Source organism: Bacillus sp. B-jedd (genome assembly GCF_000821085.1).
Lineage (GTDB): Bacteria > Bacillota > Bacilli > Bacillales > Cytobacillaceae > Bacillus_D.
This window is the reverse complement of the sequence record NZ_CCXR01000001.1, coordinates 324,750-336,231: the sequence shown is the minus strand read 5'-3', so window position 1 is coordinate 336,231 and position 11,482 is coordinate 324,750. Positions and strand designations below refer to the sequence as shown.

At 47.5% G+C, this 11,482-nt stretch carries 13 protein-coding genes; 9 read left to right on the top strand and 4 right to left on the bottom strand.

Going from position 1 to position 11,482, the window contains the following annotated elements:
• The first annotated feature begins 5 nt into the window (after positions 1-5).
• The 8 genes from ureE (at position 6) to BN1002_RS01620 (ending at position 5,780) form a co-directional block, all read left to right on the top strand.
• Entirely contained in the window at positions 6-461 is a 456-nt protein-coding gene (ureE, locus tag BN1002_RS01655; RefSeq protein ID WP_048823323.1) for an urease accessory protein UreE, read from the top strand.
• The gene (locus tag BN1002_RS01650) at positions 454-1,140 is read left to right on the top strand and encodes an urease accessory protein UreF (protein WP_048827662.1); all 687 of its coding nucleotides are present in this window, start codon (positions 454-456) and stop codon (positions 1,138-1,140) included. Before ureE ends, BN1002_RS01650 begins: the two co-directional genes overlap by 8 nt.
• A 23-nt stretch (positions 1,141-1,163) precedes the next feature.
• The gene (ureG, locus tag BN1002_RS01645; protein ID WP_048823322.1) at positions 1,164-1,775 is read left to right on the top strand and encodes an urease accessory protein UreG; all 612 of its coding nucleotides are present in this window, start codon (positions 1,164-1,166) and stop codon (positions 1,773-1,775) included.
• Position 1,776: 1 nt separating this feature from the next.
• A complete protein-coding gene (locus BN1002_RS01640) occupies positions 1,777-2,601 on the top strand; it encodes an urease accessory protein UreD (protein ID WP_048823321.1) in 825 nt (274 codons plus the stop codon).
• Positions 2,602-2,677: 76 nt separating this feature from the next.
• Positions 2,678-3,343, top strand: coding sequence for an urease accessory protein UreH domain-containing protein (locus BN1002_RS01635; protein ID WP_048823320.1), 666 nt, complete (start codon positions 2,678-2,680; stop codon positions 3,341-3,343).
• A gap of 453 nt (positions 3,344-3,796) precedes the next feature.
• Positions 3,797-4,423: a nitroreductase family protein gene (locus tag BN1002_RS01630; protein WP_048823319.1), complete on the top strand. Its 627-nt coding sequence runs from the start codon at positions 3,797-3,799 to the stop codon at positions 4,421-4,423.
• Positions 4,424-4,918: 495 nt separating this feature from the next.
• Positions 4,919-5,038: a DUF4023 domain-containing protein gene (locus BN1002_RS01625; RefSeq protein WP_048823318.1), complete on the top strand. Its 120-nt coding sequence runs from the start codon at positions 4,919-4,921 to the stop codon at positions 5,036-5,038.
• Positions 5,039-5,171: 133 nt separating this feature from the next.
• Entirely contained in the window at positions 5,172-5,780 is a 609-nt protein-coding gene (locus BN1002_RS01620) for a LysE family translocator (RefSeq protein WP_048823317.1), read from the top strand.
• A gap of 51 nt (positions 5,781-5,831) precedes the next feature.
• Here the strand turns inward: BN1002_RS01620 and BN1002_RS01615 are convergent, their stop codons facing one another.
• Positions 5,832-6,743 (bottom strand): DsbA family protein, encoded by a 912-nt coding sequence (locus BN1002_RS01615; RefSeq protein WP_082036331.1) that lies wholly within the window; start codon positions 6,741-6,743, stop codon positions 5,832-5,834.
• A 232-nt stretch (positions 6,744-6,975) separates the two neighbouring features.
• On the opposite strand from BN1002_RS01615, the gene BN1002_RS01610 reads away from it, so the two are divergent.
• A complete protein-coding gene (locus tag BN1002_RS01610; protein ID WP_048823315.1) occupies positions 6,976-7,539 on the top strand; it encodes a TetR/AcrR family transcriptional regulator in 564 nt (187 codons plus the stop codon).
• A 69-nt stretch (positions 7,540-7,608) separates the two neighbouring features.
• Here the strand turns inward: BN1002_RS01610 and buk are convergent, their stop codons facing one another.
• The 3 genes from buk to BN1002_RS01595 form a co-directional block, all read right to left on the bottom strand.
• The gene (buk, locus tag BN1002_RS01605) at positions 7,609-8,697 is read right to left on the bottom strand and encodes a butyrate kinase (RefSeq protein WP_048823314.1); all 1,089 of its coding nucleotides are present in this window, start codon (positions 8,695-8,697) and stop codon (positions 7,609-7,611) included.
• Positions 8,698-8,710: 13 nt separating this feature from the next.
• Entirely contained in the window at positions 8,711-9,625 is a 915-nt protein-coding gene (locus tag BN1002_RS01600; RefSeq protein WP_048823313.1) for a phosphate acyltransferase, read from the bottom strand.
• A 498-nt stretch (positions 9,626-10,123) separates the two neighbouring features.
• Positions 10,124-11,482 carry an amino acid permease gene (locus BN1002_RS01595; RefSeq protein WP_048823312.1) on the bottom strand — a complete coding sequence of 453 codons (1,359 nt, stop codon included), beginning with the start codon at positions 11,480-11,482 and terminating at the stop codon, positions 10,124-10,126.

The following is an 11,482-nucleotide window of genomic DNA, read 5'->3' as shown; positions in this document are numbered from 1 at the left end:
GAAGAATGATTATTGAAAACATAATCGCGAATATTGATGATTTTGAAAGAGAAGAACTGGAAAGGCGCCATATTGAAAGGGTCTACTTGGAAAGCGCACATCTGTTAAAACGGATCCAGAGAGTGAAAACAGACCACGGCAATGAAATAGGCATCCGCCTGAAAAGCTCACGTGAATTGACTGCGGGTGACGTTCTCTTTATGGATGAGAAGAATTTGATTATGGTAGACGTCCTGTCAGATGATATCCTCGCCATCCGGCCCGGCAGCCTGAAGGAAATGGGGACGATTGCCCATCAGCTTGGGAACCGTCATTTGCCGGCTCAGTTTGAAGCAGGCGAGATGCTTGTCCAGTATGATTACTTGGTGGAAGATTTGCTGAAAGAACTCCAGATTCCTTATACAAGGGAGGACCGGAAAGTAAAACAGGCCTTTCGCCATATTGGGCACAGTCATGGATAAGAGCATTCTTCCCCTGTTCCAATTTTGCGATTCGAGTTTTCCTTCAGGGGCCTTCAGCCATTCCTATGGCCTTGAGACCTATATCCAGGAAAACAAAGTGCATGATGCGGCCTCTTTTCAAAATTGGCTCACCGTCTACCTAAATGATCAGCTAATGTATTCAGATGGCCTTGCCTCAAGGCTCGCCTATGACGCAATCCGGGACGGGGAGTATGCTGTGATCTGGAAATTGGACCGACTGTTGACCGTCCAAAACCTTGCGAGGGAAACACGGGAAGGCACAATGATGGTCGGCGGGCGTATGCTGAAGCTGGCTAATGTTCTATACAGCATCCCCTTTTTGTCAGATTACGAAGATAGGATCAAAAAAAAGCAGTCTTTCGGGCATCCGGCCATTGTTTTTACGGCAGTTGCCCATCATCTGGGTGCAACATCTGAAACCGCCACTTTGCTTTATCTGTACTCTGCTGTGATGAACCTTGTACAAAATGCCGTCCGGGCAATCCCGCTCGGGCAGACGGCCGGCCAAAAAATCATCCATTCCCTGCATGGAATGCTTGAAGAAGCTGTCGCGAAAATACAGGAGCTGGACGAAGGCGATTTCGGAATCGTCTCACCCGGACTAGAATTGGCCCAAATGAAACATGAGAGGGTAAATGTCCGGATCTTTATGTCTTAAATCATGTAAAGGAAGTGGATAAAATGGAACCAATAAAAATCGGAGTCGGAGGCCCTGTTGGCGCGGGCAAAACAATGCTTGTAGAAAAGCTGACACGCTATATGCAAAATGAAGTCAGCATGGCTGTGGTGACAAATGATATTTATACAAAAGAAGACGCCAAGTTTTTAATGCAGAATGGCGTACTCCCGGATGACCGGATTATCGGTGTCGAAACCGGGGGATGTCCCCATACAGCCATCCGCGAAGATGCTTCAATGAATTTTTCAGCGATTGACGAATTATTGGAAAGGCACCCCGATCTGGATTTGATATTTGTGGAAAGCGGAGGAGATAATCTTGCCGCTACCTTCAGCCCAGAGCTCGTCGATTTCTCAATCTATATCATCGATGTGGCGCAGGGGGAAAAAATTCCCCGTAAAGGCGGACAGGGAATGATTAAATCAGACTTGTTCATCATCAATAAAACCGACCTCGCCCCTCATGTCGGCGCCAGGCTCGAAGTGATGGAATCGGATACGAAGGTTTTCCGCGGCGATAAACCTTTCTTCTTTACGAACCTGAAGGATAACGAGGGCCTTGAGCGGGTGGTTGACTGGGTCAGGGAAAACGCCCTTTTAAAAGGCCTGGCCTAGGATGGGAAATTGGACCGGAATTTTACGTCTTGATGCGGAGGACCGGTACGGAAAAACGGTGGCGAGGAATGTGTATTTCCAGGGAGCACTGAAGGTTATGAGGCCCATTTACCACGATAATTCCGGACAGGCGTGCTACTACATACTGAATCCAGGCGGAGGCTATCTGGATGGCGACCGCTACAGGATGCAATTTTTGCTGGAGGAAAACGCGAAACTGACACTCACGACGCAATCGGCAACAAAGGTTTATCGAACCCCAAGGCTGCATGCCTATCAGGAAACAGAAATTGTGATGAAAAAAGGAAGTTATCTCGAATATCTTCCCGATCCGCTGATTGCTTACAGGAACGCCAAATACTTGCAAAAAAATATTTTCCGGATGGAAAAAGGCGCCACTCTCTTTTATACAGATATTATTACCCCTGGCTGGTCGCCGGACGGGAAACTGTTCAGCTACAGCATGCTTCAATTAATCAATGAGATTTATATGGAAGATGAACTGGCCGCTTTTGACCATATTAAACTGGTCCCTTCTGTCCAAAATATATCTGGCCTTGGCTTCTTGGAAAACCACACTCATTTGGGTTCCATGATTGTCATTGGCGAGCAGGCAAACCGCGAATTTTTGGACCATCTGCAAAACGAGATCCAGAACAAGTCCCCTGCCGCCGCGATTGGCATTTCAATGCTTCCTATACCGGGCTTCACTGTCCGGATCATGGCTCATTCCACCCAGGCAATCGAAGGAATATTCTCCGAATACCACCATATCATTAGTAGGGACTGGTTCAATAAAAGGCCAAGCTTTCTAAGAAAGTATTAATCCCATAACCCGTCAGACTGACTATGGACGGGTTATGGCTTTGTTTTTGCACAAAAACACTAATGGAGGTCGCGGTATGGATATTACACTGTTTTCGGTATTGGCATTGGGGTTTATTTTGGGCATTAAGCATGCAGTCGAGCCTGATCATGTCATCGCTGTTTCAACAATCGCAAGCCAGAGCAAGAAGCTGTGGCAAGCCTCACTCGCAGGCGTTTTTTGGGGCATCGGCCACACAGCGACTCTCTTTCTCATTGGCATTCTCTTAATCTTCTTAAAAGAAGATATTTCCGATAAATGGTCAATGTCCCTCGAGTTCCTTGTCGGCATTATGCTCGTTTATCTCGGTGCAGTCAGCATGCTATCCATCCGAAAAAAAAGCCGCGCCAATCAGCCGGGCTCCTCTGAAAGAAATTGGAGCAAAAAAGGGGCATATCTCAAATCATTGCTGATCGGAACCATCCATGGTTTGGCTGGAAGCGCGGCGATGGTTCTTCTTACGATGAGCACCGTAAACTCCATCTGGCATGGCGCCCTTTTCATCCTGATTTTCGGCGTCGGGACGGTCGCAGGCATGCTCTTTTTCACCACAGTCATCGGAATCCCATTTATTTTAAGCCTCAATCGTTTCACCTTGAGCAGCGGTCTCGTTTTAACAACAGGCGCACTCAGCGCCATATTCGGAATCTACTATATGTACAACCTTGGGTTTAATGAAGGCCTGTTCAGTATGTGGGTGTAGGTACGGATTATTTTAAAAATGGCGGAGGGCTCCGGGGAAGAGCCCTTTGTTTTTCGGACACCATTCCTCCCAATTGTATAACTTACTTTCAAAATGCTCCCAACAATTTTGCAAAAGAAATTCTTAGTCAAGGACTTGCTGGATTTAGATCGTACATAAATTCATATATGCTATACCCGAGTTCCTTCCACCGCATTACCCTCTATGTGATTAAATGGAAATTTGATCAAACGTTTGATTGAATTGCTATTTAACCCCTTGGAAACGCCCTTCTGCCTTTCGCCATTTAGCTAGCCTTGTGGTAAGTGCGGAGGAATAAATGATAGAAAAGTGACTTCCAAGATTTTTTAACCCTGGCTAGGCAAAAGCCAAACATTTGACAAATTCTCCTAAAAAACGTTACTCTGTTCAATGCAACTTACTTTTTGTAACTACTTTTTGGGGGTATCCATCATGATTAGTACTGAACAAACACTTTCCGCGGTTATCCGTGACCGCCGCTCTGTCCGTAAATACGATCCTTCTTTCAAAATTTCTGATGGGGAAATTATCGATATTTTGCAGGAAGCAACATTGGCTCCGTCTTCGAGCAACCTGCAGCCTTGGAAATTTCTCATTATTAAAGATGAAGAAACAAAAAAGGAACTTCGCGGAATTGCTTATAACCAGGAGCAGGTCGAGACAGCTTCAGCTGTCATTGCCGTGCTTGGCGATACTGAAATGTACCGTAACGCCGAAAAAGTTTACAGCAGCGCCTATGAAGCGGGCTATATGGATGAAGCGACGATGGCTCGCATGATTGAAAACACCAATCGCACTTATCCGAATGCTCCCCGTGAGAATAGGGAAAACATCGCCTCCTACGATGCCGGCCTCGTATCCATGCAGCTGATGCTAATCGCAAAAGCGCGTGGCTATGATACGGTGCCGATGGGCGGATTCAATAAAGCCCAGTTTACAGAAAGATTCGAAATTGACGAGCGCTACACTCCGATTGTGTTGATCGCGCTCGGGAAAGCGGCGGCTCCAGGACATCCGACAACCCGATTGTCGATTGAGGATGTCGTCCAGTTCGTATAGATTTTATTTGGGACAGCAGAAACCGGAAACGGCGGGGTGCTGTCCCAATTCTTTGTTTATTGGGACAGCTGGATGGTGAAATTTCTGGACCCTGTCCCAATCCCTTGCTCATTGGGACAGATCAACGGCAAAATCACCGGGTCCTGTCCCAATCCTTTGCTCATTGGGACAGATCAACGACGAAATCACCGGGACTTGTCCCAATCCCTTGCTCATTGGGACAGATTAATGGCTACTTCACCCGAACCTGTCCCAATCCTTTGCTCATTGGGACAGATTAGCTAATTCACCCGGACCTGTCCCAATCCCTTGCTCATTGGGACAGATCAGCGGCGACATCACCCGAACCTGTCTCAATCCTTTGCTCATTGGGACAGATCAACGGCAAAATCACCGGGTCCTGTCCCAATTCTTATTACCTGTATTACATTGTGTATGTTTTCCATTCAAATGCAAAACCTAAATCGAGGTCATAAAAAACCGGGAGGGACAGAAATGGATAACACGCATAAGTTTGTTGAGAAGCTTCATGAGAAGCAAAGGAAAGACGAAAAGAACAAAAAGCGCCAAGGAAACGGCCATCCGAGCGAGCAGCTGCCGAACAAGCAGCACTAAGAGAACCCTGCAAATCCTGTTAATAATTTTGCAAAAAACAGCGTAAAGCTTTGTGCTTTACGCTGTCTTTCATGCTAAAATAGAGTAAATTTTCGAACAACGAGCTTTTAAATACCGTTGGGAGGGCTGCTGCATGAATGATTTTCTGACTTTTTTTCTTCTTTCACTGTTTGTTGTCATGAGTCCAGGAATTGATACGGCGCTCATAACGAAAAGAACGATTTCCGGCGGACAGAAGGATGGATATAAGATGGCTTTGGGCATCACAACCGGCTCGCTCGTCCACACCGTTGCCGCCGCGTTCGGCCTTTCTGCCATTCTGATGCAGTCGGCTGTCGCGTTTGAAATTGTGAAGACAGTCGGAGCACTGTACTTAATTTATCTCGGGATTTCATCCTTTATCACACGCCGGAAGAATAATGAAAATGCCCACGAAGCCAAAAAGGGCTCGGCATTCAAGCAAGGGCTTCTGTCCAACGTCCTCAATCCGAAAGTAGCGATGTTTTTTCTTACATTCCTGCCTCAATTCGTCCGTCCCGGCGGTGAAACTACCCAGCAGCTGCTTATGATGGGCGTCATTTATACCATTCTCTCGATTGGTTGGTTTTTTGTTTATGTCTTTTTCATCAATTTCCTCCGTGACTGGCTCATGTCCCCTAAAGTCCAAAGTGTGATGGACAAAGTGACCGGAATTGTATTAATTGGGTTTGGGCTGAAGCTGGCATTGGATAGACAACAATAAAGTGTGAGAGCTTTGAAGCCGGGTGGTCACGCAAGTTTTCGGGTGAGAACGCTATTTTGCTAAAGTAATATACACTTCACCGAGCAGTTCATCAGATTGATAACTGCTTAGTGAAAGTTCTTTTTCTATAAAAGCTTGCACTTGTATTTTTTCAATGTCATACATGACTTCGATTTCTTTTGAAAACAGCAGCTTTTCCTTTTCAAGCAAGGCAGAAAGGCGAGGCTGCTCGATTGGCTGCAGCTGTTCAGAAGGGAGCATCTGTTTCAAGCCGTCAACATAATAGTCAAGCGAACGATTGCCGGTGATTTTGACTCCTTTATTTTCCTCATTCACCATGATGATGGTTGGGAATCCCCTGACTCCTAGGCGGGCTGCAAGTTGAAAATCTTCATCCAACAGTTCCTGTCCGACTGTCTGCTCCGCTTCATAGACAATCGCTTTTCCATCAAGCCCGAGGTCATTAGCGGTCTTGATCATGACTGATTTCTCTGCGATATTTTGATTAAAGGCAAACAACTCTTCCCTTGAACGCCTTAAATAGGCTGAGGCCAGTTTATCGCCATGATGTTTTTGAATCACTTTAAACATGCGGGATGGTGGGTAGGAAGATTGGACCGGGTTGTCGATCATCAGGGATCCGTCAATCGGCATGCGGTAATGCTCACCTACTTCCCTCCAGTGGCCGGCGACGTCAGCAGGGCCAATAATGCCGTTAGCCGGATCAATCGGACCGCCATGCCACTTCTCAAGCAGTCCTCCCATAACGGTATGAACGTTGAAATAGTGGCCATATTGCTCCAGGAACCTGCGGAGTGTCGGCTCAAGCGCCCAGCAATGCGAACAGATTGGATCCGTTACATAATACAATTCGACTGTTTTTCGCAATTGATTAAAATTAATCATCTCTATCTCATCCCTGCCTGCCTCTCCGCAAATACCCGTCGTTAAATCACACATCATATTATGATTGTTTGCCAATTTCGTTTTCCTCCTTTTTCTCTCCAGCCATGCCCATTCCATACGTTCTCCTCTAAGCAAAGGAAGATTCAGACTGTTTGGATAAACCGGCTGATTTGCTTTACAATTATATTGTAGGTAGAATCGCAACTCATTTGGACCAATAGATTGTTGAATATGTTGTTTATACAACACAATTAGAAAAGTGTTTAAAATGTAGGAGGACCACGCTGCCATGACGGAAACCAGGACTGATCCAAGAATACTGCGCACCCGTAAATTGATTATGGACTCTTTTATCGAACTTTCGGGCAAAAAGGAATTCAAAGATATCACCGTAAAAGATATCACCACCGAGGCGATGATTAATCGCGCGACATTTTATTACCATTTCGAAGATATATACGATTTACTTGATAAGGTTTTATCGGAAGTATTGTTGATTAACTTGAACTGTGCGGCTTTTGAAGAAAATGAATTGAATGAAGAATCGATTAAGAAGATTTTTGTGGCCATCACGGCTTTCCAAGGGAGCTTGTCCACCCGTTGCCATCGAGGATACGAAGACACAATTGCCAGGATTATCAGGGAACAGCTTGAAATCATTTTTTGCAAAATGCTATCAAATAGGGATAACTCAGAATTTGATGACGCCATAAAAAGAACGGCTGTTATCCTTAGCTGGGGCATTTTCGGGGCATCGGTCGAATGGAGAAAAAGCGGGAAGGCTGTATCGCCTGAAGAATTTATCCAACCCGTGATTCCTTTTATCCTGTCCGGAATCACACGGTCTCTATAAATTAGGAGAGTACAAAAAGCAACGCATAGCCGGCGTTGCTTCATTGTTGGCGAATTAAAATTTACGGGGTCAAGCATGCGAAGCGGCTTTCTTCGTATAGCTCAATGCAAATTCTTTTCCGTTCAGCACCCTCAGCACTCCAGCCGCCAAAGCTTCCAGTTCCTCTTCCCCGGGTACGACAAACACTTTGCCAAGAAAAGCGACCTTCTTCTTGACCCGCTCAATAATATAGCCGGAGCGGGCCAGTCCGCCTGTCAAAATAATCCCGTCCACTTCACCGTCCAGCACAGCGGCCATCGCCCCGATTTCTTTTGCAATCTGGTGGACCATCGCCTTCAGCACAAGCTCTGCTTCAGCATCTCCATTTTGCGCCCGCTCCTCTGCTTCAAGGATACTTTTCGTGCCAAGATATGAGCTTACACCTCCTCTTCTCGTCAAAAGTCCGACCAATTCATTTTCTGTATATTTGCCTGTATAACAAAGACTGATCAGCTGCTTTAACGGCAGCGTTCCAGCCCGTTCAGGCGAAAACGGCCCTTCATTGTCCGCATTGTTGACATCGATCAACTTACCCCTCCTATGGGCGGCGACCGAAATGCCCGCGCCAAGATGAACGGCAACGAAATTTACTTCTTCCAACTGCCATCCGAGCCGCGAAGCGATTTTGCGCGAAACAGCCTTAATATTCAAGGCATGCAGCTGGCTTTTCCGTTCAATTCCGGCAAAACCGGACAGACGCGCCTCCGGAACGAATTCATCCACCCCGACCGGATCGACGATGAACGCCGGGATCCCGGCATTGTGGGCAATCTCAAAGGCTAGGATTGAACCAAGGTTTGAAGCATGCTCGCCATAAATGCACGACTTTGCGTCCTTTAGCATCTCTACGCACACCTCGTACGTCCCGCTCTGGAGCGGCTTCAGCAATCCGCCCCTTCCGGCAACCGCCGAAAGTTCATCTGCCTGCAACCCGCTCTCCTCCATAAACTCTTTTACAGCATGCAGCCGGAAGGGAATTTGATCCGTTATTTTATGAAACCCGCTCAGTTCTTCGTCACCATGCCTGATTGTTTTTGCAAAAAGAAGCGCCGTATCCCGATAGATTGCCAGCTTCGTCGATGTCGAGCCTGGATTGATTGCAAGTATAGTATGCGCCATTTCTTCCCCTCCTTCATACCGGAATCGCTGCGTTCGAAGCTGCTACAACCGCAAGCGCAATCGAGGCAAGCTTCGCCTTTGCCGAGTCGGATCGCGAATTGAGAACGAGCGGCACTTTTGCGCCGAGAACGATGCCCGCCATCGTCCCATGTGCGTAATAGGTAATCGCCTTGCCAAAAATATTCCCGGCTTCAATTGTTGGCACAATCAGCAAATCGGCTTTGCCGTCAAGCTCGCTGTCGATTCCTTTATGTTGGAGCGACTCCTTGCTGATCGCCAGGTCAAGCGGCAACGGGCCTTCAATCGGTATGTCCGCCATTGCTTTTATTTCCTTGACGAGCCTGGTTGCCTCGCACGTAACCGGCATCGCATCCATCACCAATTCGTTCGCAGCGAGAATCGCCGTGCGTGGGCTGTCCATTCCGATTTGGCTGAGAAACTCGATGGCGTTAAGGACGATCTGCTTCTTTTGATTGAAGTCAGGCGCGATATTGATGCCTCCATCCGTCATAAACAGGAGCGACTCGGTTCCGGGAATCTCAAAGGCTGACAAATGGCTGAAAATCCTGCCTATCTTTAGGTCCAACTCCTTATGCAAAACACCTTTCAGAAAATGTGTACTGTTCACTTGTCCTTTCATGATTGCCTGGGAGCCGCCGTCACTGGCGATTTTCGCCGCTTTGAACGCCGCTTCCTCCTCAGTCAGCGCGTGGATGACCTCCGTTTGTTTAAGGGGAAAGTCCATCAGCCCGGCAAGCTGGACGATTTGCGAGGAATCCCCTATTAAAATGGGCTCAATAATGCCAAGGCCGGCCGCACCCTTCACAGCCTCCAGCACCGCCAAATCTTGCGCCGCCGCCACACTCATCCTGATAGGCCTTCTCTTCATGGCCTCCTCGATAACCTCAGTAAAATTACTGTATCGCATTAAATCCTCCACTCCCCTTGCAAAAATGGACAATGCCCCTTTTTTGCTATTTCTTACTGGGTGCACTGCACACCGGTTATTGCGCTTAATTAGTCCACAACACACTTGTAAAGGTTGCTCATTGTTTACTTTGTTGGCAGCTTACTTTTAATGAATGCGCTACTTAGCTTTGTTCACGGTACGCTTATCATTATTGTAAACGCTTCCAACAGTGGCGGAACATCTGCTTCATGCCAACTTTGTTACAAAACAGTGAAAGCACGTTGGAAGAGCGGCATGTTTCGATATGGAATAGCAGGCAGGTGAATGTAAGGCGGGATGCCTGGTACCTTCGGACAGCCGGAGCACATTTTCAATTGTTGATGTCCGGACACACGGGGGAGTTTGGGACTCCTTAACGCAAAAAAACGCCAATCCAATTGGATCAGCGTTTCCCAAGGTGGCGAGCCCCCGCGCAAAGGCGAACCTCGAAACAGGCACAACCACACTCAATAAAACTTAACTTCTCTTCATTCGATACCCAATATACAGAATCACGTACCACACCGGGGCGACCAATAAAGCCACCCGCATCCCTTCAATAAACGCCATCAGAACGATAACCATCGCGAGGAACGCCAGTGCGAACCACGAGGAAAATGGATACAAGGGCAGTTTGAATGCAAGTGAACCGACTTCTTCCCTGCTCCGGGCTTTCCTGAACTTCAGCTGGGTCAAAAGAATAATCGTCCAGCTTGTGATAACCGCCACTGTGGCTACAGCAGAGATATAAATGAACACTTTTTCAGGAACGATGTAATTCAGAAAGACCGCGACAAGCAAGAAAAACGACGAGAACAAAATTCCTCGGCTCGGCGTGCTTGCCCCATTTAATTTGCCAAAAAATTTCGGGCCGTTATTTTGCAAAGAAAGGTTGTACAACATCCGTCCAGTGCTGAACAAACCGCTGTTGAATGCAGACAGGGCGGCGGTGAGCACAACAAAGTTTATGATATGCGCTGCGCCAGGGATGCCGATGCTTTCAAAAATCTGGACGAACGGGCTGCCTTCTGAACCGACTTTGTTCCATGGAAAAAGAATCATCATGACGCCAAGGGCGCCGATATAGAAAATAAGGATTCGCCAAATCAAGCTGTTAATCGCCTTTGGAATCGTCCGCTGAGGATTTTCAGCTTCCCCCGCCGTAATCCCGACCAGCTCGACGCCGCCAAACGAAAACATGACCATGACGAGCGACAGCAAGATGCCGGTCAAACCGTTCGGTGCAAATCCGCCATGTGCCCATAGATTCGAAAAGCCGACTGCTTCCCCTCCGTTCCCGAAGCCGAAAAGGATGATGGCCAGCCCGGCAAGCAACATGCCAATAATCGCCACCACTTTAATCATCGCAAACCAAAACTCGAATTCGCCGAATGCTTTAACGTTAGCAAGATTAATAACCGTAATAACGACGAGCGCGGCCAGGGCACTCACCCACTGCGGGATATCGGGGAACCAGTAATTCACGTAAACTCCGACGACCGTAATTTCGGCCATGCCGACGACGACCCACATGAACCAATATGTCCAGCCGGTCAGGTAGCCGGCGAAAGGGCCTAAATACCGGTTCGCATAGGAACTGAACGAGCCGGAAACCGGTTCGGCCACCGCCATTTCTCCGAGCGCACGCATGATTGTAAAAATAACAATGCCGCCAATCAAATATGAGAGCACGACTGCCGGCCCCGCCAATTTAATGGTCGCGCTTGAACCGTAAAACAAGCCGACACCAATTGCCCCGCCTAGGGCAATCAGCTGGATGTGCCTGCTGCTTAGCGCCCGTTTTAATCCTTCTTGCTCATGATGGATGTTTCCCAT